This window comes from Fluviibacterium sp. S390 (assembly GCF_049800695.1).
Classification (GTDB): domain Bacteria; phylum Pseudomonadota; class Alphaproteobacteria; order Rhodobacterales; family Rhodobacteraceae; genus Meridianimarinicoccus.
On sequence record NZ_JBNAFN010000019.1, the window covers coordinates 1 to 24,143 of the forward strand.

At 62.2% G+C, this 24,143-nt stretch carries 25 protein-coding genes; 13 read left to right on the forward strand and 12 right to left on the reverse strand.

Features of this window, described 5'->3' with window-relative positions; translation table 11 throughout:
• Nucleotide 1: 1 nt before the first annotated feature.
• The 3 genes from ACP15K_RS14695 to ACP15K_RS14705 all read right to left on the reverse strand — a co-directional run bounded on the left by ACP15K_RS14695 (nt 2) and on the right by ACP15K_RS14705 (nt 3,176).
• Nucleotides 2-1,396, reverse strand: a complete 1,395-nt coding sequence (locus ACP15K_RS14695) for a TRAP transporter large permease (protein ID WP_193143530.1) — start codon at nt 1,394-1,396, stop codon at nt 2-4.
• Nucleotides 1,397-1,399: 3 nt separating this feature from the next.
• Nucleotides 1,400-2,104: a TRAP transporter small permease gene (locus ACP15K_RS14700; RefSeq protein WP_193143527.1), complete on the reverse strand. Its 705-nt coding sequence runs from the start codon at nt 2,102-2,104 to the stop codon at nt 1,400-1,402.
• A 70-nt stretch (nt 2,105-2,174) separates the two neighbouring features.
• Nucleotides 2,175-3,176 carry a TRAP transporter substrate-binding protein gene (locus ACP15K_RS14705; protein ID WP_193143525.1) on the reverse strand — a complete coding sequence of 334 codons (1,002 nt, stop codon included), beginning with the start codon at nt 3,174-3,176 and terminating at the stop codon, nt 2,175-2,177.
• Nucleotides 3,177-3,602: 426 nt separating this feature from the next.
• Here ACP15K_RS14705 and ACP15K_RS14710 point away from each other — a divergent pair, with 426 nt between their 5' ends.
• The 4 genes from ACP15K_RS14710 to hslV all read left to right on the forward strand — a co-directional run bounded on the left by ACP15K_RS14710 (nt 3,603) and on the right by hslV (nt 8,081).
• Nucleotides 3,603-4,037 (forward strand): molybdopterin-dependent oxidoreductase, encoded by a 435-nt coding sequence (locus ACP15K_RS14710; protein WP_424990844.1) that lies wholly within the window; start codon nt 3,603-3,605, stop codon nt 4,035-4,037.
• A gap of 2 nt (nt 4,038-4,039) precedes the next feature.
• Nucleotides 4,040-6,694: an ATP-binding protein gene (locus ACP15K_RS14715; RefSeq protein ID WP_424990845.1), complete on the forward strand. Its 2,655-nt coding sequence runs from the start codon at nt 4,040-4,042 to the stop codon at nt 6,692-6,694.
• Nucleotides 6,695-6,844: 150 nt separating this feature from the next.
• Entirely contained in the window at nt 6,845-7,459 is a 615-nt protein-coding gene (locus ACP15K_RS14720) for a response regulator transcription factor (protein ID WP_193143044.1), read from the forward strand.
• A 67-nt stretch (nt 7,460-7,526) separates the two neighbouring features.
• A complete protein-coding gene (gene hslV, locus ACP15K_RS14725) occupies nt 7,527-8,081 on the forward strand; it encodes an ATP-dependent protease subunit HslV (RefSeq protein ID WP_193143045.1) in 555 nt (184 codons plus the stop codon).
• Here the strand turns inward: hslV and ACP15K_RS14730 are convergent.
• From ACP15K_RS14730 to ACP15K_RS14745, 4 genes are all read right to left on the reverse strand, one after another.
• Entirely contained in the window at nt 8,078-9,313 is a 1,236-nt protein-coding gene (locus tag ACP15K_RS14730; RefSeq protein ID WP_424990846.1) for an MFS transporter, read from the reverse strand. The genes hslV and ACP15K_RS14730 overlap by 4 nt on opposite strands.
• Nucleotides 9,314-9,389: 76 nt before the next feature.
• A complete protein-coding gene (gene hslU, locus ACP15K_RS14735) occupies nt 9,390-10,700 on the reverse strand; it encodes an ATP-dependent protease ATPase subunit HslU (protein WP_424990847.1) in 1,311 nt (436 codons plus the stop codon).
• Nucleotides 10,701-10,765: 65 nt separating this feature from the next.
• Nucleotides 10,766-11,404 carry a Smr/MutS family protein gene (locus ACP15K_RS14740; RefSeq protein ID WP_193143047.1) on the reverse strand — a complete coding sequence of 213 codons (639 nt, stop codon included), beginning with the start codon at nt 11,402-11,404 and terminating at the stop codon, nt 10,766-10,768.
• 27 nt (nt 11,405-11,431) lie between these two features.
• Complete coding sequence (locus ACP15K_RS14745; protein ID WP_193143048.1) at nt 11,432-12,097, reverse strand: Tim44/TimA family putative adaptor protein; 666 nt, start codon at nt 12,095-12,097, stop codon at nt 11,432-11,434.
• A 109-nt stretch (nt 12,098-12,206) separates the two neighbouring features.
• On the opposite strand from ACP15K_RS14745, the gene ACP15K_RS14750 reads away from it, so the two are divergent.
• Together ACP15K_RS14750 and secB are read left to right on the forward strand one after the other, a co-directional pair.
• Complete coding sequence (locus tag ACP15K_RS14750; protein ID WP_193143049.1) at nt 12,207-12,707, forward strand: FxsA family protein; 501 nt, start codon at nt 12,207-12,209, stop codon at nt 12,705-12,707.
• A gap of 85 nt (nt 12,708-12,792) precedes the next feature.
• Nucleotides 12,793-13,302, forward strand: a complete 510-nt coding sequence (gene secB / locus ACP15K_RS14755) for a protein-export chaperone SecB (RefSeq protein WP_193143050.1) — start codon at nt 12,793-12,795, stop codon at nt 13,300-13,302.
• A 1-nt stretch (nt 13,303) separates the two neighbouring features.
• Here the strand turns inward: secB and dnaQ are convergent, their stop codons facing one another.
• Genes dnaQ through ACP15K_RS14775 form a run of 4 tightly spaced genes read right to left on the reverse strand, consistent with a single transcriptional unit; the run spans nt 13,304 to nt 16,020 of the window.
• On the reverse strand, nt 13,304-14,014 hold the full coding sequence (gene dnaQ, locus ACP15K_RS14760) for a DNA polymerase III subunit epsilon (RefSeq protein ID WP_193143051.1): 711 nt from the start codon (nt 14,012-14,014) through the stop codon (nt 13,304-13,306).
• Nucleotides 14,007-14,597, reverse strand: coding sequence for a dephospho-CoA kinase (coaE, locus tag ACP15K_RS14765; protein ID WP_424990848.1), 591 nt, complete (start codon nt 14,595-14,597; stop codon nt 14,007-14,009). Before coaE ends, dnaQ begins: the two co-directional genes overlap by 8 nt.
• Complete coding sequence (locus ACP15K_RS14770) at nt 14,594-15,427, reverse strand: shikimate dehydrogenase (RefSeq protein WP_424990849.1); 834 nt, start codon at nt 15,425-15,427, stop codon at nt 14,594-14,596. Before ACP15K_RS14770 ends, coaE begins: the two co-directional genes overlap by 4 nt.
• A complete protein-coding gene (locus ACP15K_RS14775; protein WP_193143054.1) occupies nt 15,424-16,020 on the reverse strand; it encodes a Maf family protein in 597 nt (198 codons plus the stop codon). Before ACP15K_RS14775 ends, ACP15K_RS14770 begins: the two co-directional genes overlap by 4 nt.
• Nucleotides 16,021-16,428: 408 nt before the next feature.
• Between ACP15K_RS14775 and hemJ the strand changes: the two genes are divergently transcribed.
• The 7 genes from hemJ to ACP15K_RS14810 all read left to right on the forward strand — a co-directional run bounded on the left by hemJ (nt 16,429) and on the right by ACP15K_RS14810 (nt 23,814).
• Complete coding sequence (gene hemJ / locus ACP15K_RS14780) at nt 16,429-16,884, forward strand: protoporphyrinogen oxidase HemJ (RefSeq protein ID WP_193143055.1); 456 nt, start codon at nt 16,429-16,431, stop codon at nt 16,882-16,884.
• Nucleotides 16,885-17,019: 135 nt separating this feature from the next.
• The gene (gene rho / locus ACP15K_RS14785) at nt 17,020-18,303 is read left to right on the forward strand and encodes a transcription termination factor Rho (protein WP_193143056.1); all 1,284 of its coding nucleotides are present in this window, start codon (nt 17,020-17,022) and stop codon (nt 18,301-18,303) included.
• A gap of 19 nt (nt 18,304-18,322) precedes the next feature.
• Entirely contained in the window at nt 18,323-19,609 is a 1,287-nt protein-coding gene (mnmE, locus tag ACP15K_RS14790) for a tRNA uridine-5-carboxymethylaminomethyl(34) synthesis GTPase MnmE (protein ID WP_193143057.1), read from the forward strand.
• A gap of 2 nt (nt 19,610-19,611) precedes the next feature.
• The gene (mnmG, locus tag ACP15K_RS14795) at nt 19,612-21,489 is read left to right on the forward strand and encodes a tRNA uridine-5-carboxymethylaminomethyl(34) synthesis enzyme MnmG (protein WP_193143058.1); all 1,878 of its coding nucleotides are present in this window, start codon (nt 19,612-19,614) and stop codon (nt 21,487-21,489) included.
• Nucleotides 21,486-22,100: a 16S rRNA (guanine(527)-N(7))-methyltransferase RsmG gene (rsmG, locus tag ACP15K_RS14800; protein WP_424990850.1), complete on the forward strand. Its 615-nt coding sequence runs from the start codon at nt 21,486-21,488 to the stop codon at nt 22,098-22,100. The genes mnmG and rsmG overlap by 4 nt, the downstream gene beginning before the upstream one ends.
• Entirely contained in the window at nt 22,054-22,893 is an 840-nt protein-coding gene (locus ACP15K_RS14805; protein WP_193143060.1) for a ParA family protein, read from the forward strand. The genes rsmG and ACP15K_RS14805 overlap by 47 nt, the downstream gene beginning before the upstream one ends.
• A gap of 66 nt (nt 22,894-22,959) precedes the next feature.
• Entirely contained in the window at nt 22,960-23,814 is an 855-nt protein-coding gene (locus tag ACP15K_RS14810; RefSeq protein ID WP_424990851.1) for a ParB/RepB/Spo0J family partition protein, read from the forward strand.
• Here the strand turns inward: ACP15K_RS14810 and ACP15K_RS14815 are convergent.
• Nucleotides 23,789-24,142: a YbaN family protein gene (locus ACP15K_RS14815; RefSeq protein WP_193143062.1), complete on the reverse strand. Its 354-nt coding sequence runs from the start codon at nt 24,140-24,142 to the stop codon at nt 23,789-23,791. The two genes, ACP15K_RS14810 and ACP15K_RS14815, sit on opposite strands and share 26 nt — an antisense overlap.
• Between the last annotated feature and the right edge of the window lies 1 nt (nt 24,143).

The following is a 24,143-nucleotide window of genomic DNA, read 5'->3' on the forward strand; positions in this document are numbered from 1 at the left end:
CCTAATTCGTGATGATTTCCGGTCCCATGAGCGCTGTTGGGAGGAAGGTCGAGAGGGCCGGGATGTAGGTGACCATGATGAGGAAGACGAAGAGCACGGCCAGGAACGGCAGGGCGGCTCGGACGACGGCCATCATCGGCATTCCGGCGACGCCGGAGGTCACGAAGAGGTTCAGGCCCACCGGCGGGGTGATCATGCCGATCTCCATGTTGACCACCATGATGATGCCCAGGTGGATCGGATCGATGCCCAGCTGGATGGCGATCGGGAAGACCAGCGGCGCGACGATGACCAGCAGGCCCGAGGGCTCCATGAACTGGCCGCCGATCAGCAGGATCACGTTGACCACGATCAGGAAGGTGATCGGGCCCAGGCCCGCGCCCAGCATCGCCTCGGCGATGTGCTGGGGCACCTGTTCGTCGGTCAGCACGTGCTTCAGGATCAGCGCGTTGGCGATGATGAACATCAGCGTGATGGTCAGCTTGCCCGCATCATAGAGCGTGTTGATCGTGTCGCGGTGGAAGAACGCCGTGATCAGCGCCTGCGGCTTGCGCAGCAGCGAGATGTTGCGCGCCCCGTCCTTGGTGGCCAGCGGACCCATGTCGCGATAGACGAAACAGGCCACCAGGAAGGCATAGACCGAGGCCACGGCGGCCGCTTCGGTGGGGGTGAAGATGGCGCCGGTCAGGCCGGGAATGCCGTAGATGCCGATCATGATGATGGCGATCAGCATCAGCCCCCAGAAGGCGTCGCGGAAGGAGTCGCCGACCTCGCTCCAGCCCAGCCAGTCGCCCTTGGGCAGGTTCTTGACCTTGGCGATGACATAGATGGTGATCATCAGCATCAAGCCGGCCATCAGGCCCGGAATGACCCCGGCCAGGAACATCCGCCCGACCGAGACATCCGTGGCCGAGGCATAGACCACCATCACGATGGACGGCGGGATCAGGATGCCCAGGGTGCCGGCGTTACAGATGACCCCGGCGGCGAAGTCCTTGGAATAGCCCACCTTCTGCATCGCCGCGATGACGATGGAACCGATCGCCACAACCGTCGCCGGGGACGATCCCGAGAGTGCGGCGAAGATCATGCAGGCAAACACCCCGGCGATCGCCAGCCCGCCCGGCAGGTGGCCGACGCAGGCGATGGCAAAGCGGATGATCCGCCGCGCCACCCCGCCGGTGGACATGAAGCTTGAGGCCAGGATGAAGAACGGGATCGCCAGCAGCGTGTAGTGCCCGGCCATCGCCTGGTAGAGCGATTGCGCCACCGAGGCCAGCGAGCTGTCGGAATTGAGCAGCAGGAAGATGATCGAGCTGAGGCCCAGCCCCACCGCGATCGGCACGCCGATCAGCAGCAGGCCGATGACCATCAAGAACAGAAGTACGATTTCCATGGGTCAGGTGTCCTTGCCGAAGGGCGTGTCGTGGTGGGTGGCGCTGAGGTCGTCGACCTGGTCCTCGACCTCGTGGCTCACGATCAGGCTCTCATGGGTGCCTTTGATGATGCCGATGGTCACTTCGACCACCCGCACCAGCAGCAGCAGGCAGCCCACGGGCAGGATCAGATAGGGCACCATCCGCGGCAGCTTCTCGTAGGCTTCGCCTTCGTTGAAGATCGGCTCCAGCCAGCGCAGCCAGTCCACCATCGGGATCTGGTCGGTCTCGTACCAGGCCTGGTCGCGGCTATCGGCCAGACCGGTCGGGAACCAGCGCCCGGTGGTCGCGTCCATCCCGGCGAAGGGCGCGTAGTAATCCCAGGCCCCCTTCATCAGCAGGATCGCGTACAGGCAGCAGCACAGCGCCGCGATGATCGCCAGGACGCGCTGTTTCGGCGCCGTCAGCAGGTTGATCACCGCGTCCACGCCCAGGTGGGCGGTGATCCGGAACGCATGCGAGATGCCGAACAGCACCAGCCAGGCGAACAGCACCAGCACCACCTCAAGGCCCCAGATCAGGCTTTCGTTGAATACATAGCGCAGCACCACGTTGATGAAGGTCAGCAGCACCATGATGCCCAGAATGGCGGCGATGACGACTTCTTCGGTGCGGGCGACGACCCGCCCCAACGCGGTCTGCGGTTGATGTCTGGAATGCGCGCTCATCGGCTGCTCCCTCCCCTCAGGAAAAGGCCGCCCGGTCGCGCCGGACGGCCTGTCTGTCTGGTGATCGCGATTACATCGAGGCGTTGATCTGCTGGGCCGCGTCGATCGCATCGGCCCCCACGTCGCCTTCGAACTGGATCCACACCGGCTTCATCGCCTCGACCCAGGCCGCACGCTGCTCGGGCGTCAGTTCGCGGATCACGCCGCCGGCGTCCAGAACCGCCTGGCGGTTGTCGGCATCCACCTGCGCGATGGCCGCGTTGCGGGTCGCGGTGACTTCCTCGACGATGGTCTGCAGCTGGGTGCGCACGTCTTCGGGCAGCCCGTCCCACCAGTCGACCGAGGTCACGACCATATAGTCCAGCAGGCCGTGGTTGGTTTCGGTGATGCCGTCCTGAACTTCAAAGAACTTCTGGCCGTAGATGTTCGACCAGGTGTTCTCCTGGCCATCCACAACGCCGGTCTGCAGGGCGCCGTAAACCTCGGAAAAGGCCATCGGCTGCGGGCTGGCGTCCAGCGCTTCCATCTGTGCCACCAGCACGTCCGACGGCTGCACCCGGAACTTCAGACCGGCCGCATCGGTGGGCAGGATCAGCGGCTTGTTGGCCGAGAACTGCTTGAGACCATTGTGCCAGAAGCCCAGCCCCTGAAGGCCGCGGCGCTGCATCGAACTCAGCATGTCCTGGCCGGTGTCCGACGACTGGAACGCCTCGACAGCCTCCATGTTCTTGAACATGAACGGCAGGTCGAAGATGCGGAACTTCTTGGTGAACTTCTCGAATTTCGACAGCGAGGGCGCGGCCATCTGCACGTCGCCCTGCAGCATCGCCTCGAGAACCTGGTCATCGTTGTAAAGCGTCGAGTTCGGATAGACCTCCATGCAGGCGGTCCCGTTCATCTCGTCGTTCACGCGCTCTTGCAGCAACGAGGCGGCAATCCCCTTGGGATGCTTGTCGGTGTTGGTCACATGGCTGAACTTGATGACAATCTCGCCATCATCGCAGGCCGCCATCGCAGACCCCGCCGCCAGCACAAGACCCATGGCTGTCGCCGCTGCAGTCACAAATTTCATCGATCATCCTCCCGATCAGTCGCTGAAAACAGGACCACACAAAAATGCGCGCCCCCAAATCATCATCACCATTAAAAAGAGTCCGGCAACAAATCATGCGAGGACGCCCGAAATTCGGAAAAGCGCATGAATTTCAGTAAGATAAGGACGGAAACCTTGGGATAGGGCCCCTCATGTGTGCGGATTTCCGCACAGCGCAGCGCGGTGGTGTGCGGATTATCGCGCAATTTTCAAGTCCGGCTATGCTTATGGATAGGGGGCTATGCAAAAGACTTGTTCACGATTCTAATGTGCACGCGATATGTAAGTTAACAGAATTTCGTTCCTGCCCACCGTCCGTTGGAGATTGCAATGACCGTGCCAATCCGCGCATCTGCCGTCCTCCTGGCCCTTTGTCTCGCCACGGGAAGCGCTGCCAACGGAACGTTGCCGGCGCCCTCGGATCCGGTGATCCTGACCATCAGCGGCACCATCCTGCACACCAATGACGGTGACGTGGCGCGTTTCGACCGGGCCATGCTGGCCGGGCTGCCGCGCGTCGAGTTCACCACCGAAACCATCTGGACCGACGAAGCGACGACCTTCAGCGGCGTCCCCTTGCGGGAGGTTCTGGCCCACGTGGGCGCGCAGGGAAGCCATATCCTGGCCATGGCCATCAACGACTACAGCATGGAAATCCCGATGGATGAGTTGGGCGACTATCCGATCGTCGCCGATCTGCTGAACGGCGAACCCATGTCGGTGCGCGACAAGGGTCCGCTGTGGATCGTCTATCCCTATGATCAGGACGATTCGTTTCAGTCCGAGGTGATCTATTCCCGCAGCGTCTGGCAGCTTGGACATATCCAGGTTCTGCCCTGACGGTGTCGCGGGTGTTTTCGGAGGATCCTGCCGGCGCGCCTGCCGACGCCCAGACCGGGCCAAGGCCGCGCACCACCCTTTTGCACTATGCCACCTTCGTGGCGGCGATCGCCACGCTGGCCGGCGTGGTCTGGTTCGTCGCCAGCGATTTCGCGGCCAAGGTGGAAAGCCTTGCCAAGGCGCGGTCCGACAACGTGCAGTGGTCGCTGTCGCAGGTCGAGGTCGAATACCTGATCTTCGACCAGGCCCTGCGCGATGTCGGCGTTGTTGGCGCAGAGGCCCTGCCCCAACTGCGCCAGCATTTCGATATCCTTTACAGCCGCATCGACACCCTGCGCAGCAGCGACCTGTTCCGCGAGGTGCGCGAACAGGATGATTTCCAGCCCGCTCTGGCCGAGACATGGACCACCATCACCGATGCCCTGTCCTATATCGACGGGCCAGACCAGATGCTGCTGGACAATCTGGACACGCTGATCGCCCGGTTCGACGCCATCCACGACGACGTGCGGATGCTGGGGCTGCATGGCATTTCGTTCTTTGCCGAACGGTCGGACGAACGCCGCGAGGGCATCGCCGAAACCCTGAACCGGGTGGCGGCGATCACCCTGATCCTTGTCTTCATCCTGACGCTGATGATTTTCGTGCTGTGGCGGTTCTCGCGGGTGCTGCGCAGTCATGCGGAAGACGCCCGCCTGTCGGCCGACCGCATGTCGGCGGTGGTGACCACGGCGCTGGATGCGGTGGTTGTGTCGGACCACAGCGGCGTCATCCATGAATTCAACGGCGGTGCGGAAGACATCTTCGGCTACACCCGCGACGAGGTTCTGGGCCGCACCATCGAGGATATCCTGGTGCCCCCGCACCTGCGCACGGCCCATATCGAGGGCTTCCGGCGTTATCTGAGCACCGGCGAGCGCCGTGTCATCGGCCAGGGCCGCGTCAAGCTGGAAGCGCGGCGCAAGAATGGCAGCACCTTCCCGGTGGAGCTTTCACTTTCGTCCACCCGCCAACAGGACGGTGCCGAGATCTTCGTGGCCTTCCTGCGCGACATCACCAGCCGGGTCGCCACCGAACAGGCGCTGCGGCAGGCGCGCGATACCGCCATGGCGGGCGAACGCGCCAAGGCCGAACTGCTGGCCGTGATGAGCCACGAAATGCGCACGCCGTTGAACGGCATGCTGGGCACGCTGGAACTGCTGGGTGAAACCGATCTGTCGGCGCGGCAGCAGAAATACCTGTCGGTGGCCAACCGCTCGGGCCAGCTGTTGCTGCATCACGTCAACGACGTGCTGGACGTGGCGCGGCTGGAGTCGGGGAAAATGGGGATCGAGCAGCGCGTGGTGGACCTGTCGGATCTGGTGCGCGAGGTGGTCGAAGGCCAGCAGACCGTGGCCGAGGCCGGGGGCAATGCCATCGAGGTCTCGTTGCCACCGGCGGACAAGTCCCTGGTGCTGAGCGACCCGGTGCGCCTGCGCCAGATCCTGCTGAACCTTGTGGGCAACGCGGTGAAATTCACCCGCAATGGCGTGATCCACATCTCGGTGGATCGGCTGGGCTATGACGACATGGTGGAAATCAGCGTGACGGACACCGGCATAGGCATTGCGCCCGAGGATATCGAGCGCGTGTTCAGTGATTTCGTCACCCTTGATGCCACCTATGATCGGAAGAACACCGGCACCGGACTGGGTCTGGCCATCGCGCGGCGCATGGCCCGTGCCATGAACGGCGACATCGGGGTCGAAAGCGAACCCGGCGAAGGCAGCCTGTTCTGGATCCGCATCCCGATGCCCCCGGCCCCGGCCGACGCCACCGCCGACGAGGACATTCCCGCCCCGGTGGTGCCGCTGCTGCCCGAGGTTACAACCCCGGCGCAACCGGACCACGCACCGTTGCGGGTGCTGGTGGTTGAAGACAACGAGATCAACCGCCTGGTGGTGCGCGAGATGCTGGAAACCGCCGGCCATACGGTGACCGAGGCCATGGATGGGCTGGAAGGTGCCGACGCCGCACGCGACCACAAGTTCGACCTGATACTGATGGACATCTCGATGCCGCATATGGACGGGATCGAGGCGACGCGGCTGATCCGCTCCCGCGATGGCGCCTCGTCTGGCGTGCCGATCGTGGCCCTGACCGCCCATGCGATGCTGGAGGAAATCTCGCGCTTCAAGGCCGCAGGCATGGATCACAGCCTGACCAAGCCGATCTCACGCGAGTCGCTGCAAATCGCGCTGAACCTTGCACGCGGCACCCCGGCCAGCCCCGACATGCCCGAGAAATCCGCGCCCGAGGCCGACACGCCGGTGGATCAGTCCCGGCTGGATACCATGGCGCAGGAGGTCGGTGCCGAGCGTCTGGGCAAGCTGATCGACGCCTTCCTGGCCGAAGCCGACAAGACTGTCGACTGCCTGACCACCACACAGGAGACCGCCCGCGACGATCGCAGCGTACTGGCCACCCTGCACCATCTGGCGGGATCGGCGGCGGTGTTCGGTGCGCGCGACCTGCACGGCTGGCTGGCCGAGATGGAACGTCTGGGCAAATCGGGAAAAACTGGCCGGATGCACGACCGCCTGCCCGAAATTGGCCCGATCTGGGCGCGCACTCGGGCGCAGTTTGCCGAGATCCAGACCGCAGCCAACCCGGATTGATCCCGTGCCGGGGCGTGGCTTCGATGCCCGGTTTCGCCCCGATGCAGTGCCGCCCTGCCCCGGGCAACTTGAAATTGTTTGCAGAACCCGTCCAATTGCCGGAATGTCAGGACAAGATCCCGGCCCCTCGGGTGACATGGAGCATGGATATTGGAAGTTCTCATTGCCGACGATCATGATCTGGTGCGCGAAACCCTGGCGGCCTTTCTGACCGGCCAGGGCGGGATCGAGGTCGAGACCGTCGAAAACCTGGACCTGGCCTGCGACCGGATCAAGGCGAACGGCAGTTTCGACCTGGTGCTGCTGGACTATACCATGCCCGGCATGAACGGCCTTGAGGGGCTGCGCCGCGCCATGGAAATGAACGACGGCAAGCCGGTGGCGATCATGTCCGGCACCGCACCGAAATCCGTCGCGCAAGAGGCGCTGGATGCCGGCGCTGTGGGCTTTCTGCCCAAGACCCTGCCCGCCAAGTCGCTGGTCAACGCCATCCGCTTCATGGCAGCCGGCGAAACCTATGTGCCCGTCGCCTTCATGACCGCCGAGGAAGAGGTCGAGGAAAACCCTGTCGCCAAGAAGCTGAGCGAACGCGAGATGCAGGTGCTGGGCGGCCTTTGCCGGGGCATGTCGAACAAGGAAATCGCACGCGAGCTGGACCTGCAGGAGGTCACCATCAAGCTGCACGTCAAGACGCTGACCAACAAGCTGGAGGCGCGCAATCGCACCCATGCGGCGATGATTGCCAAGGAAGCCGGGCTGTTCTGAGCCCGCTTGCGCCTTGTTCCTGCGCCGCAGCATCGCCATATACCGCAGCAGCAACTTCGGAGACGGCATGAGCGACAACGAATTCCCCGGCTGGCACGGAACCACCATCATCGGCGTCCGCAAGGGCGGCAAGGTGGTGATCGCCGGCGACGGGCAGGTATCCCTGGGCAACACGGTCATCAAGGGTACGGCGCGCAAGGTCCGTCGGCTCAGCCCCGGCGGCTTCGACGTGGTGGCGGGCTTTGCAGGCTCGACCGCCGACGCCTTCACCCTGCTGGAACGCCTTGAGACCAAGCTGGAAGCCACCCCCGGCCAACTGGCCCGCGCCAGTGTCGAGCTGGCCAAGGACTGGCGCACCGACAAGTACCTGCAAAAGCTGGAAGCGATGCTGATCGTCACTGACGGCCGCGAACTGCTGGTCATCACCGGGGCGGGCGACGTGCTGGAGCCGGAACATGACGTGACCGCCATCGGCTCGGGCGGGAACTATGCCCTGGCAGCGGCACGCGGGTTGATGGAATCCGATCTGGACGCCGAAGAGGTCGCCCGCAAGGCCATGGCCATCGCCGCCGATATCTGCGTGTTCACCAATGGCAAGCTGACGGTCGAAACCATCGGCTAGACCCGCACCGGCGTTTCACCGCGTCGGGCACTGGCGGCGAATCCCATCGCAAGAAGTGCCGTGTTCGCCAGAAAGATCAGCGAATACAACGGCATCTGTCGAACCATCGGAACACCGGCATCGATCAGCGCGCCGGTGACCACCGGGCCAATGGCCGTGCCCAACACCAGCGCCGAGGCTGCCCCGGCGCGGATCGACCCCATGTGGCGCGTGCCGTAGAACTCGGCCCAGAAGGCGCTTGAAACCGTCATGAAGCCGCCTATCGTTGCGGACAGCAACATCAAGCCCACCGCCGTCATACCCAGCCCCGAGCTGACGCCCAGCACCGCGAACCCGGCCGCCATCGGCAGTTGAAACAGCGTCATCAGACGACGCGCGCCCAGCCGGTCGATCAGGATACCCGACCCGATGACCGCGCTGACCGATACCAGCGTGGCCAGTGGAAACAGCGTCACCAGTTGCGCATGGGCCAACCCCTTGGCCTGCGCCACATGCACCTGGTGGAAGTAGAAAGCGGTCATGAAAATCGCCGGGCTCATGATGCTGGGCAGGGCGCACCAGAACAGCGGATGACGCAGGGCCTGCGCGCGGGTCCAGTCCCGTCCGGCCATGCCCGGCGTATGGGTGGCATCCGACAGGCTTTGCGGGGTGCGCTCGCGCCGCAGCAGGAAAAACAGCAGCGGGATCGCCAGCAGGGCCAGCCCGGCGGCCAGCACCCAGAGCATGCGCCACGACAGCACCGGCTTCAGCGCCACGAACCCCACCGGCAACAGGGCTTCCGCCGCAGCAACCCCCAGCGTGGCAAAGGCCAGCGCCTTGCCCCGGTTCGAGGCGAACCACCGCGCCATGGCGATACTGGCCAGGTTGGTGGACATGCCCTGACCGAAGAACCGCAGCCCCAGGATGACGATCACCAGCATCGCCGGGGAGGCCACAGTCGCCATCCCCAGACAGGACGCCGCCATGCCCAGCACGATCAGCGCGCCAAGGCTGCGCACCCGCATCCGGTCGGCCCAGCCCCCGGCCCAGATCATCGCCAGCGCCGACAACAGCGTGCCCGCACTGTAAAGCGCGCCCCAACCGGCGTGGCTGAGCCCGAATTCGGCCTGCAATTCCGCCGCGAAGACCGAGATGAAGAAAGTCTGACCATAGCCCGACCCGAACGCGATCAGGAACCCGGCGCTGAGCCAAGGGGCATTGGACCGCAGAAAGCGGGGGTCGGGCATTTGCATGGACGGGGGCTCGGGCTTGGGGGCAGGCGTGCGGTCAGACTATCCGGTCTGACCAGCCCTGCAAAGACCCGCCCAGCTACAACACGTAGCGGCTGAGATCGGCGGATCTTGCCAGATCCCCCAAATGCCTCTCGACGAAGGCGGCGTTGATCTCGACCTGATCACCGGAGCGGTCCGGCGCGGTGAAGCTGAGGTCTTCGAACACCCGTTCCAGAATGGTGTAGAGCCGCCGTGCGCCAATGTTTTCAACACTTTGATTGACCTCGGCGGCAATGCGCGCCAGCGCGGCGATGCCGTCTTCGGTAAACTCGACGACGACTTCCTCGGTGGCCATCAGCGCCCGGTATTGCAGGGTCAGGGCGTTGTCGGTTTCGGTCAGGATGCGCACGAAATCGCCTTCGGTCAGCGCCCGCAGCTCGACCCGGATCGGCAGACGGCCCTGAAGTTCGGGCAGAAGGTCCGAGGGTTTGGCGATGTGGAAGGCGCCCGAGGCGATGAACAGAATGTGATCGGTTTTCACGGTGCCGTGCTTGGTGGACACGGTGGTGCCTTCGATCAGGGGCAGCAGATCGCGCTGCACGCCTTCGCGGCTGACGTCGCCGCCGCGCACGTCCTGCCGGGCGCAGACCTTGTCGATCTCGTCCAGGAAGACGATGCCGTTTTCCTGCACCGATTCCAGCGCGGCCTTGGTGACCACCTCGTCATCCAGCAGCTTGTCGGCCTCTTCCGAGATCAGAACCTCGTAGCTGTCGCCCACGGTCAGTTTGCGTTTCACGGTGCGCCCGCCAAAGGCCTTGCCGAAAATATCCCCGATGTTCATCATTCCCGCGCCGCCCATGCCCGGCTGACCGGGAATTTCCATGGTCGGGAAGGGGCTTGAGGTGTCGGTGACCTCCAGTTCGATCTCGTGACCGTCCAGATCGCCCCGGTGCAGTTTTTCACGGAACTTTTCGCGGGTTCCCTCGCGGGCATCTTTGCCCGCGATGGCCTCGATGACCCGATCCTCGGCGGCCTGTTGCGCCTTGGCTTTCACATCCTCGCGCATCTGTTCGCGAGTCTGGATGATGGCCGCATCCACCAGATCGCGGATGATCTGCTCCACATCGCGGCCCACATAGCCCACTTCGGTGAACTTGGTGGCCTCGACCTTCAGGAACGGTGCCTTGGCCAGTTTCGCCAGCCGCCGCGAGATCTCGGTCTTGCCGACGCCGGTCGGGCCGATCATCAGGATGTTCTTGGGATAGACCTCGTCGCGCAGGTCATCGGGCAGTTGCTTGCGGCGCCAGCGGTTGCGCAGGGCAACGGCGACGGCGCGCTTGGCATCGGCCTGGCCGATGATGAAACGGTCAAGCTCGGAAACGATCTCGCGCGGGGTCAGGGTGGTCATGGTCCGTCCTTTCGTTGCAGGCGATGTATGGTGCCTGCGGCCCGGTGCCAAGGGGCGCGTGGCAATCAGCGCTGCCGCTTGAGATAGACGTAGTAGGCGCCGTCGCCGCCGTGACGCAGATGCGCGGGGATCACCTGAAGCACCATCGCCGACAGGTTCTGCCCATGCAGCCAATGCGGCACCTGATGGCGCAGCACGCCGCGCGGCACCGGCATGGCATAGCCTTCGTCGCGATCCTTGCCCTTGCCGGTGATGATCAGGACAAGGCGGCGATGCTTGTGATAACTGTCTGCAATGAAACGCAAAAGGGCAGGGTGTGCCTGCGCCAGTGTCATCCCGTGCAGGTCCAGCCGACCTTCGGGGCGCAGCTTGCCGCGCCGGATCTTGCCCATGGTGCGGGCGTCCACGCGGCTGGGCATCTGCTTGAGATGCTCGGCGATGCCCGGCGCGGCCGCGTGATGCACCGGGTTCGGCGCCGGGGCGCGGCTGCCGATGCGGAAGGTGGGAAGATTTGGGGTGAAGCTGGCCTTGGGCGCCGGGGCCGACACGTCCTTGGCGCGGGGGTCGGGCATCGGCGAGGCCGAGCCCAGAAGATCGCCCAGATTGGCCTTTTCGGGTTTCAGGGGCGCAACGCTTTGCGCCACCTGAGACCAGAGTTCGCGATCTTCGTCAGACAGCGAGGAACGACGGCGACGGCGGGCCATGGCAGAACGCTCCCAACCGGTACGGGATTATTCGCCGGTGGCGACAAGCTGCCAGTTGGGATCGTCGGTGCCCATGACGCGGGCGAAGGTCCAGATATCGCGCTGGCGCTTGATCTCGTTCGGATCGCCCTCGACGATCTCGCCCGACAGGTTGCGCACGACCGAAGTCAGCTCGCCCACGAAACGTACCGTCAGTTCGCCTTCCGAGGTTGCCGGGTCGAAGGCGGCGGTCACCAGCTTGACCTCGCGCAGGCCGACGAAATTGGCGTCGATGGACAGGCCCTGTTCCTCTCGCGCGGCGATCACCTCGGCGAAACTTTCGCGCACGTCCTCGGCCAGGAAGGGGTCGATCTCGGCCAGATCGCCTTTTTCAAAGGCCATCAGGATCATTTCATAGGCGCCGCGTGCGCCCTGCAGGAACTCGCCCACCAGGAAGCTGCTGTCGATCCGCTTCATTTCCGCCAGCGCTTGCGCGGCGGGGCTGTCGGGATCCACATGATCGACGATGTCGTGATCCGGGCCCCCCTCGATCACTTCCAGATCGGGCCGCGACCTGTCATCGGACTTGGCGCCCGCAGACGTCAGGGGAGGTTTTTCGAAACCCTCACGGGTACCCAACACGCCTTTGAGCCGCAGGACCAGGAATACGGCGATCCCGGCAAGCACGAGGAGTTGGATAATTGACGAGCTCATGGAGACCTCTCAGGGCAATGGGATAGCAGAACGGGCATGAGTTTCTTATGTAGGTGACAGCATATCACAAGTCCACCAACTGGCCGGACGCAAAAACGCGAGAATTCACATGTGGCTACTGTTCGCCTTCATCGCCATCCCCCTGATCGAGATCGGCCTGTTCATTCAGGTCGGCGGCTGGCTGGGTCTGTGGCCCACGCTGGCGATCGTTGTCGGCACCGCCATCGCCGGCACCGCCCTTGTGCGCAGCCAGGGTGTGTCCGCATTGGGACAAATCCAGCGTTCCTTCGAGCAGATGGACGATCCCACCGGTCCTTTGGCACATGGAGCGATGATCCTGCTGTCCGGGATATTGCTGCTGACGCCGGGGTTTTTCACCGATGCGGTGGGCTTTGCCCTGCTGGTGCCGGCGGTGCGCGAACGCGTGTTTACCTACCTGCGCAGCCGGATGCGTGTGACCACGTTTTCCACCGGTCCGGCCCAGAACAGCGGCCCCATGTCGCGGGGCGGGCCGGGCAACGGGGTCATCGACGGCGAGTTCTACGAGGTCGACCCCGACGAAATCGAACCGCGCCCGGGCACCCGGCCTTCGAAGTGGACCCAGGACTGACCCCGCCAGGCCCGCGCACGGCTTGTGACGCCGGGGTCTAGCTGATACGCCCACGGCAAAATGACATCTATCTTCGGAGAAAACGATGAACGACGACGCCCCCGCACCCAATGGCGCTGCCCAGCAGACCCCGGTGAAGATGCAGGTCCTGGCCCAGTACATCCGGGACATGTCCTTTGAAAACATCGTGGCCCAGAAAGGCATCAACGGCGACGTGAAGCCGGACGTGCAGGTGCAGGTCAACCTGGATGCCAAGAAGCGCCCGGTGGACAACCAGTACGAAGTGCTGACCAAATTCACCGTCACCTCGAAAAACAAGGACGACCAGTCGGTTCTGTTCGCGCTTGAGCTGGAATACGGCGGCGTTTTCCACATCGAGGGCGTGCCCGAGCAGCAGCTGCACCCCTTCCTGCTGATCGAATGCCCGCGGATGCTGTTTCCCTATGTGCGCCGCATCGTGTCGGACGTGACCCGTGACGGGGGCTTCCCGCCGCTGAACCTGGACAACGTCGATTTCGTGGCGATCTACCGTCAGGAACTGGCGCGCCGCGCCCAGGCCGAAGCCGAGGCCGCCCCGGCCACGCCGCAGGCCTGATCTAGTCCTTTGTCTCGGCGGCGGGCAGGTACCGCCGCCAGACCGCATCGTCGCCAAGGGCTTCGATGAACACCGAATGCGCTTGGGCTTCGGCCCCGGACAGGCGCGCGGGCAGGGGGTTGGGGCGCGGACGCGGACGCCAGTCTTCGCCGCCGCGCCGATCCGCACCGCCCCGGTTCTGCGCCAGCATGAACCCCGGCTGACGCCCCCCGATCAATTCCAGATAGACCTCGGCCAGAATTTCGCTGTCCAGCAGTGCGCCGTGCTTTTCGCGCGCCGAATTGTCGATCCCGAAGCGGCGGCACAGCGCATCCAGCGAGGCAGGCGAGCCCGGAAACTTCTTGCGCGCGATGGCCAGCGTGTCCAGCGCCTGCGACATGGGCAGGGTGCGCAGCCCGGCCCAGCCCAGCTCGGCGTTCAGGAATTTCATGTCGAACGAGGCGTTGTGGATGACCAGCGTGGCCTCCTGCACGAAGTCGAGAAATTCCTGTCCGACCCGTTCGAACACCGGCTTGTCGGCCAGGAATTCTTCACTGATTCCATGCACTTCGAAAGCATCTTTGGGCATGTCACGCTTGGGGTTGATGTATTGGTGATACACCCGCCCGGTCGGCATGTGGTTGAGCAGTTCGACACAGCCGATTTCGACCAGGCGATGGCCTTCCGAAGGCTCGAAGCCAGTGGTTTCGGTGTCCAGAACGATCTCACGCATGGCGGTGCCCAATCTCCTGTAAAATCCGGTCCACATCCTCCTGCGCCTGCGCAAGGCTGGTGGAGCGAATAATGTAGTCCGCCCGTGCGCGCTTGTCCGCATCGGGCATCTGTTTGGCCAGAATGGCCTCGAACTGCGCCTCGGTCATGGTGCCGCGCGCCAGCACGCGGTCGCGCTGAACCGATGCGGGGGCCGAGACGACGGCCACTGCATCCATTTGCGCCTGGGTGCCGTTTTCGAACAGCAGCGGAATGTCGTAGACGGTGACCGGCGCGCTGCTGCGTGCGGCAAAGGCTGCGCGGTCGGCGGCCACAAGCGGATGCACGACCTTTTCGATACGGGCCAGCGCCGTGGGGTCGGCATCGATCCACGCCTTCAGCGCCGGGCGCGAGACCGCACCATCCACCACCGCCTCGGGATGCAGGGCCGCCAGGGGGGCCACCGCCGCGCCACCGGGCGCATACAGCCGATGCACCGCCGCATCCGCGTCCCAGACGTCACAGCCGGCATCGGCGAACATCTTCGCTGCCGTCGACTTGCCCATGCCGATCGATCCTGTCAGCCCCAGCCGAAACGCGCTCACGGTGCCAGAACCACGTCCCGCAGGGCGTCATCCACCAACGGGTTGGTCCCGAACCAGGCGTTGAAGCCCGGAACCGCCTGATGCAACAGCATCCCCAGCCCGTCGACAGTTTGCAGCCCGTGCTTGCGCGCCTCCTTCAAAAACGGTGTGTCCAACGGCACATAGACGATATCGGTCGCCAGAGCGCCCTTGGCGGCCCCGGCCAGAGACAGGGTGAAGGGGGGTTGTCCCTCCATCCCCAGCGAGGTCGTGTTGACCAGCGTATTGGCGCCCGCGGCGGCGGTTTCGGCCCGCTCCCAGTGGATGACGGTGACCTTGTCCCCGAAATGTTGGGCCAGCACCTCGGCCCGTGCGCGTGTGCGATTGGTCAACCGGATCTCGGGCACCCCTGCGGTCAGCAGCCCGTCAATAACCCCGCGCGCCGCGCCGCCAGCACCAAAAACTGCCGCTGGGCCGGCTTCGGGCCGCCAGTCGGGCGCATTCTGCTTCAAATTGGCGATGAACCCGTAGCCATCGGTATTGTCGGCATGGATCTTGCCATCCTTGAACACCAGCGTGTTGGCCGCGCCCACCCGCGCCGCCCGGTCGCTGACTTCATCGGCCAGCGCCAGCGCCGCTTCCTTGTGCGGCAGGGTGACATTGCAGCCGACGAAACCCGCTTTGGGCAATGTGCGCAGTACGGTTTCCAGATCCTCTGGCGCCACGCCCATCGGCACGTAGTGCCCGCTGATGCCGAGGAAATTCAGCCAGTAGCCATGCACGCGCGGCGACTTGGAATGCCCGATCGGCCAGCCGATGACACCCGCCAGGGGGATAGGGTCCGCACTCATCCTTCGATATCTCCTCGCAGGGTCAGGGTGTTCAGAAGCTCCAGCAGCGGCAGCCCCAGAACGTTGAAATAATCGCCCTGGATCCGGGAAAACAAGCGCACGCCTTCTTCTTCCAGCTTGTAGCCACCGACCGAATCACCCAGCCCCGGCCAGTTCCGATCCAGATAGCCCGCAAGGTAATCGTCCGAGAAGTCGCGCATGGTCAGCCGAACCATGCCGATGTGTCGCCAGATCGGCTGATTGTCGCGCACCAGCACTGCCGCCGACAGCAACCGATGGGTCTTGCCGCGCAGCTGGAGGAGTTGTTCGGCCGCAGTCTTGCGGTCGTTCGGCTTTCCAAGGACGCGACCGTCGAAATCCAGCACCTGATCGCTGCCCAGCACCAGCGCGCCGGGTCGTTTGTCACTGATCTTGCGCGCCTTCATTTCCGCCAGAAGATCGGCGATATCTCGGGGGGGGGCGCCCTCGGCTTCCATTGACGCGCGGATCGCACCTTCGTCCAGCCGGGGCTTTTCAACCTCGAAGTCCAGTCCCGCCGCGGCCAGCATCGCCTGGCGCGTCGCCGAACCGGAAGCCAGTACAAATTTCTGCATCTTGTGGATAACTCTGTGTGGGACTCTGCGGAGGGGCGGTGCATGGCGTCGGGACGAACCGGGACAGTTTCGGCAACCTCTCGCGCGGGGGGGATAAAGTCAAATCCACACCCACAGTCATCCACGGTAGACAAGTTTTCCCATGACGATAGGTCAGCTTCGGTGACTCAGATACTATCCGCAAACTTATCCACAGGTTGCGTTTTAGCATCACCCTACAGGTTGTTGTTTTTAAATATATTTTAGTTATCGACAGGACCAGAGATGGTTTCCGGACAGATTCTATTCACATGGAACAATCCTGTTGATAAACCCTTAATCCCCAATATCCCCTGTACTACCTACAACATCATCTTTTCTTTTCTCTTTCTTTATTGTTTTGAAGTGCTGCCAACCGAGGGAACGAAAATGTCCGATCTGCTTGTCAACCTGTATCCGTGGACGAAATCCTTGCATGTGATCTCGGTGATCTCCTGGATGGCGGGTCTGTTCTATATGCCACGCCTTTTTGTCTATCACGTGGAGCGGGTGAGTGCGGCAGGGCCCGAGACGGTTGAAATCTTCCAGACCATGGAACGCAAGCTGCTGCGCTTCATCATGAACCCGGCCATGGTCGCCACTTGGATCTTCGGTCTGGCTTTGGTGTTCACGCCGGGGATCGTCGACTGGGGCGCGTTCTGGCCCTACACCAAGGGTGCGGCCATCATTGCAATGACCTGGTTCCACCACTGGTGCGGATACCGCCGGAAAGACTTTCTGGCGGGCAAGAACACGCGCACGGGCCGCGATTTCCGGCTGATGAACGAGGTTCCGACGGTCCTGATGATCGTCATCGTCGTATCGGTGATCGCCCGCCCGTTCTGACGACAATCCGGTCTCGTTGACTTCGAATTGCGAAAGTCTATATACGGATTATAGCGGGCGTCCGTCCGTTATTTTCCGACTGCCGCAAGTTGAGCTGAACCGTGATCCCGGATCACGAGCGCCGGAGCGCATTGTATGAATATTGCCGTTTCCCAGGACCGGGTGAATCTCTCGGACCTCAAAGCAAAAAGCCCCACCGATCTGCTGGCGATGGCCGAGGAACTCGAAATCGAGAACGCCTCGACCATGCGCAAGGGCGAGATGATGTTCCAGATCCTGCGCGAACGCGCGGAGGATGGCTGGGAGATATCTGGCGATGGTGTTCTTGAAGTACTGCAGGACGGCTTTGGCTTCCTGAGATCGCCCGAGGCCAACTATCTGCCGGGTCCCGATGACATCTACGTCTCTCCCGACATGATCCGCCAATGGTCGCTGCGCACCGGCGACACCATAGAAGGCGTCATCCAGTCGCCGCGGGACAATGAACGCTATTTCGCGCTGACCAAGGTCACGAAGATCAACTTCGAAGCGCCCGAGCGCGCGCGTCACAAGATCGCCTTCGACAACCTGACGCCGCTGTACCCGGACGAACGCCTGAACATGGAGATCGAGGATCCCACCATCAAGGATCGATCTGCACGGATCATCGATCTGGTGGCCCCGATCGGGAAAGGCCAGCGCTCGCTCATCGTCGCGCCGCCACGGACCGGTAAGACGGTTCTGTTGCAGAACATCGCCGCGTCGATCGCCCGCAATCACCCTGAGTGCTATCTGATCGTCCTGCTGATCGACGAGCGGCCGGAAGAAGTGACCGACATGCAGCGCTCGGTGAAGGGCGAGGTCGTCTCCTCGACCTTTGACGAGCCTGCCTCGCGCCACGTCGGTGTGTCCGAGATGGTCATCGAAAAGGCCAAACGCCTGGTCGAGCACAAGCGCGACGTGGTGATCCTGCTGGATTCGATCACCCGCCTGGGCCGCGCCTACAACACCACTGTGCCGTCCTCAGGCAAGGTCCTGACCGGCGGTGTGGATGCCAATGCCCTGCAGCGGCCCAAGCGCTTCTTCGGCGCCGCACGGAACATCGAGGAAGGCGGGTCGCTGACCATCATCGCGACCGCGCTGATCGATACCGGATCGCGCATGGACGAGGTCATTTTCGAGGAATTCAAAGGCACCGGTAACTCGGAAATTGTTCTTGACAGGAAAGTCGCCGACAAGCGCGTCTTCCCGGCAATGGACATTCTCAAGTCCGGAACCCGGAAAGAGGATCTGCTGGTCGACAAGATCAACCTGCAGAAAACCTATGTCCTGCGCCGTATCCTGAACCCGATGGGCACCACCGATGCCATCGAGTTCCTGATCTCCAAGCTCAAACAAACCAAGTCGAATTCAGAGTTCTTTGACTCCATGAACTCTTGATATTGTGTAGGTTTGCGCAATGGACACCATATATGCCCTTGCCACGGCACAGGGCAAAGCGGGTGTCGCGGTTGTCCGGGTATCGGGGCCGCACGCCCATGATGCAGTAAAGGCCCTTTGCGGTCGTGTGCCGGATCCCCGGCGCGCAACGCTGTGCGACCTGCGCGATGCCGATGGCGGCCTGATTGATTCCGCCCTGATCCTGACATTTGCCAAAGGCGCATCGTTCACTGGGGAGACATCTGCCGAGTTTCAGGTGCATGGCTCCCGCGCGACGGTTGCAGCCCTGTTGCAAGTGCTGTCGCATCTTCCGGGTCTGCGGCTGGCCGAGCCGGGAGAATTCACCCGCCGCGCACTGGAAAACGGGCAACTTGATCTTACCGAGGTCGAAGGTCTGGCCGACCTGATCGACGCCGAAACCGAAGCTCAGCGAAAACAAGCGTTGCGCGTTCTATCCGGGGCTTTGGGTCAAAAGACGGAAAGCTGGCGGCAAGACTTGATCCGGGCCATGGCGCTTTTGGAAGTCACCATCGACTTTGCCGACGAAGAGGTGCCAGTGGATGTGACGCCGGAAGTCACGGCGTTGTTGCGGGACGTGACCGAAAGCCTTTCTCGTGAAATCTCCGGATTCCAGGCGGCCGAACGTATCCGCGACGGGTTCGAGGTTGCCATCGTTGGTCCGCCCAACATCGGCAAGTCCACACTTCTGAACACGCTTGCGGGCCGGGATGCTGCGATCACTTCGGATATTGCTGGCACCACGCGTGATGTGATCGAAGTGCGCATGGATGTGGGTGGTCTGCCTGTAACGTTCCTTGATACCGCCGGATTGCGCGAAACCGAAGACGTGGTCGAGGGGTTGGGGATCGAACGCGCGGTGTCGCGTGCCAACCAGGCAGACCTGCGCATCGTGCTGACGGACGGCGCAGTTCCATTTGGGGTATCGATCGGCACGGACGATCTTGTGTTGCTCGGCAAATCCGATCTTGTGGCAAAAAGCGGTCAGGGAATCTCTGGCAAGACGGGGGAAGGCGTCTCGGCCTTGTTGTCCCATGTGCAGGAGCGTCTGCAGGCGCGCGCAAGCACTGCTGGCTTGGCCGTGCAAGAACGCCACCGTCAAGCCATGACTCGCGCGCGTGAGGTTTTGGAATCGGCACTCGATGCGCTAGAGATGGGCCACCGCCCGACCGAACTGGCCGTCGAGGATATCCGGCGCGCGGTCGTGACACTGGATGCTCTGGTTGGTCGCATTGATGTAGAGAATGTGCTGGATGAGATCTTCAGCAGTTTCTGTCTGGGGAAATGACGATGTTTCACGTGAAACATGACAGCTTCGACGTGGTGGTGGTTGGTGGTGGGCACGCGGGTTGCGAGGCTGCTCATGCCGCAGCGCGCCTGGGTGTTCGTGTTGCCCTGGTAACCTTGGATACCAGCAAAATCGGCGTGATGTCCTGCAACCCAGCCATTGGCGGGCTTGGGAAGGGTCATCTGGTCCGCGAAATCGATGCCATGGATGGCATCATGAGCCCAGTGGCCGACAAGGCCGGGATCCAGTTTCGGCTTTTGAACCGCCGCAAGGGTCCTGCAGTTCAGGGACCAAGAGCACAGTCGGATCGCAAGATCTATCGTGACACCATGCAAAGGATGCTGGCTGCGGTACCAAATCTGTCGGTTATCGGTGCGGAAGTCACTGACATTGCGGTTGATGCGGGCCAAGTGACAGGTGCGGTGCTTGGCGATGGGAGCATTGTCCCGTCAAAAGCCGTTGTCATTACCACCGGCACCTTTCTTCGGGGTGTTGTGCATATTGGCGATACTTCCTATCCGGCTGGCCGTATGGGCGAGGACCCCTCCAACAAGTTGGCAGCCCGGTTTGCCGATATGGGTCTACCACTGGGCCGGTTGAAAACCGGGACACCACCGCGATTGGACGGGCGCACAATCAATTGGGCGGTCCTAGAGGATCAGCCCGGCGATGATGACCCCACGTTCTTCTCGTTTCTGACGAAATCGACCCATACGCGACAGGTCAGCTGCGGAATTACGCACACAAACACGCGCACACACGAGATCATCGAGAAAAACCTCAGCCGGTCTGCGATGTACGGCGGCCATATCGAAGGGGTGGGTCCCCGATACTGCCCCTCGATCGAGGACAAGGTGGTCCGCTTCGCTGATAAGGACAGCCACCAGGTATTTCTTGAGCCGGAAGGGCTGGACGATCCCACAGTCTATCCGAATGGCATTTCGACCTCCTTGCCCGAAGATGTTCAAAGGGCTTACGTTCGCTCGATTGTCGGTCTTGAGAGCGTCCAAATCCTGCAACCCGGCTATGCCATAGAATATGATTACGTTGATCCCAGGGCGTTGAACCTGAACCTTGAATTGCGGGAGCAACCGGGACTCTATCTGGCGGGTCAGATCAATGGCACGACCGGGTATGAAGAGGCGGCGGCACAAGGCCTAGTGGCTGGTCTGAACGCGGCCCGACATGCTGTGGGGGAAGAGGGCGTGACCTTCCAGCGCTCCAACTCGTACATCGGCGTTATGATCGACGATCTGACAACCAGAGGCGTCGCAGAACCGTATCGCATGTTCACGTCGCGGGCGGAATTCCGTTTGTCCCTGCGAGCCGACAATGCGGATCAGCGTCTAACTCCAATGGGTTTGGGCCTTGGGTGTGTTGGAGAGACGCGGAAGGCAGCGTTCCAGCAAAAGATGGATGCCCTGGAAGCTGGGCGCAAAGCCCTTGAGTCTGAAGACTGGACCCCGCGTGAAATCACATCGGCGGGCATCAAGGTTGCGGCTGATGGCGGTCGTCGGACCAGTTGGGATCTTCTGTCCTTTCCGAACGCTTCTTTTGACAACATCCTTGAGCTGAACCCAACCCACGAGGGCATGGACCCGGAAGTTCAGGTTCAGCTTTGGCGAGATGCGCTCTATTCGAAGTATCTGGACCGTCAAGCGCGGGATGTGGCGCTGTTGAAACGGGATGAAGCGGTGAAAATCCCGACCGACTTCGACTATGACGGAATTTCCGGCCTTTCAAACGAGTTGAAAACAAAACTCAACAAGAGCCGCCCGGCGTCCATGGCGCAAGCGGCGCGTCTGGAGGGGATGACTCCGGCAGCCTTGTCGCTGTTGTTGGTTCGGTTGCGTCCGGCGCGGCAGGAGAAACGGGCGTGACTCACAGCCTCCCGGGTCTCGATGTTTCACGTGAAACACTTGAGAAGCTGTCCGCCTATGCGGATTTGGTGAGGAAATGGACGCGAAAGATCAATCTCGTGTCACAGAAATCACTGATTCTGCTGTGGGACCGCCATATTGTCGACTCTGCCCAGGTCTTTTCTGCCGTTGCCCCCACGGGGGGGAGTTGGGTTGATTTGGGGAGTGGTGGTGGGTTTCCGGGCGCTGTGGTGGCAATCTTGGCGCAAGAACTCACACCTGACCTAGTTTTGACCTGCATCGAAAGCGACCAACGCAAGGCAGCCTTCCTGCGCACTGTTTCACGTGAAACATCAACGCCCTTCTCGGTGCTGGATGCGCGCATCGAGGCTGTCCCCCCACAGGACGCTCAGTATCTCAGTGCCCGTGCCCTGGCCCCCCTGACAGATCTGTTGGGGTTTGCAGAACGGCATCTTGCAAATGATGGTACCGCCATATTTCCAAAAGGCGCACGCCATGCAGAAGAACTGGCAGAGGCCCGAAAGCACTGGGAGTTCGACGTGCAAGAGATTACCAGTTTGACAGATGCCCAAGCAGTTTTGTTCAAGATCGGAGCCCCGAGACGTGTCTGAATTCTCCACACCGCGCATCATCGCTATTGCCAACCAGAAGGGCGGGGTTGGCAAGACAACCACGACGATCAACCTCGCTTCGGCGCTGGAAAAGCGGGGATTTTCCAGCCTCGTTATTGATATTGACCCACAGGGCAACGCCTCCACCGGCCTGGGTGTGGAAGTGGGTGAGCGTAGGAAAAGCACCTATGACCTTCTGATCGACGGCGCACCTCTGGGTGAAGTCCTGTGTGCAACGTCGATCGACAACATCCTGATTGCGCCGGCCACAACTGATCTGAGTTCTGCCGATATCGAGTTGGTGGCGAACGAGCGCCGCAGCTTTATCCTGCGCGACATACTGCGTAGCCCGGTGATGGCCGAGCTTGGCGTCGACTATGTCCTGATTGACTGCCCGCCATCGCTGAACCTTCTGACCGTCAATGCCATGGTCGCGTCTGATTCCATCCTGATCCCGCTGCAAAGTGAATTTTTTGCGCTGGAGGGGTTGTCCCAGTTGATGTTGACCATCCGGGAAGTGCGCCAGACCGCAAATCCCAATCTGCGGATCGAAGGTGTGTTGCTGACGATGCACGATCAGCGCAATCGTCTGGCGCAGCAGGTCGAGATCGACGCCCGCGAAACGCTGGGCGAACTGGTGTTCAAGACCATCGTCCCGCGCAACGTGCGGGTAAGCGAAGCGCCGTCGCATGCAGTGCCGGTTCTGGACTATGACCCGAAATCGAAGGGCGCGCTTGCATATGGGGACTTGGCAGACGAGCTTATTGCGCGCTATCACAGCATATCGGCATAAAACAATAAGGCAGGGCTAGATATGGGTGGAGAGAAACGCGGATTGGGCCGGGGTCTGTCGGCCTTGATGGCGGATGTTGCCCCGATCGAGGCCAATGAGAGCATCGCGCCGCGTGGTGAACTGGTGGTGCCCATTGAAGACATTGCTCCGAACCCGGATCAGCCGCGGCGTCGGTTCGGGGATCAGGATCTGACCGATCTGGCCAATTCGATCCGGGAAAAGGGCGTGATTCAGCCCCTGATCGTGCGGAAATGGCCGAACGGGGACGCCAAGTATCAGATTGTTGCCGGGGAGCGTCGCTGGCGCGCCTCGCAAATGGCGCAACTGCACGAGCTTCCGGTTCTGGTGCGGGACTTCTCGGACACCGAGGTTCTGGAAGTCGCAATCATCGAGAACATTCAGCGGGCCGATCTGAACCCCGTGGAAGAGGCCGCCGGCTATCGTCAGTTGATGGACAAGTTCGGCCACACACAGGAAAAAATGGCCGAGGCCCTGGGCAAGAGCCGCAGCCACATTGCCAACCTTCTGCGACTGCTGAACCTGCCCGCCGAAGTGCAGGCGTTCCTGGTTGACGGGCGGCTCTCGGCAGGGCACGCGCGTGCCTTGATCACCACCGAGGATCCGGTGGCATTGGCGCGCAAAGTGGTCGAGAAGGGGCTGTCGGTACGGGATACCGAACGGCTGGCCAAGGCCGAGTCCGAACCGAAAGCGCCGCGCAAGGCGCAGGTGGTCGATGACGAGAAAGACGCGGACACGCGCGTTCTTGAGCAGGATCTTTCGGCCAATCTGGGCATGAAAGTGCAGATCGCCCACAAGCCCGAAAAAGAGACAGGATCACTGACCATCAGCTACAAGTCTCTGGATCAATTGGATGAATTGTGCCGGATGCTCAGCCTTACGCCGTCGGGCGCGTCCATATAAAGATCAGCACGGCGCAGAGAACGAGGGCCTGGATCATCAGGATCTGGGCCCGAACCCCCATCAGGACGGACAGCCCGAAGGCCACGGCGATCGACACCGTGGCCAATTTCTTGGCATTTCGATGAATGGCGCCCTTGGCGTGCCAGTCGCGGATATGCTCGCCATAGACCGGATGGTTCACCAGCCAGTTGTGCAGGCGCGGCGAAGACTTTCCAAAGCAGAACGCGGCCAGGATCATCAGCGGTACGGTGGGCAGCAGCGGCAGGAAGATGCCCAAAGTGCCTGTTCCCACGGCCAGAAAGCCTGTCATCAACCAGAGCACTCGCATG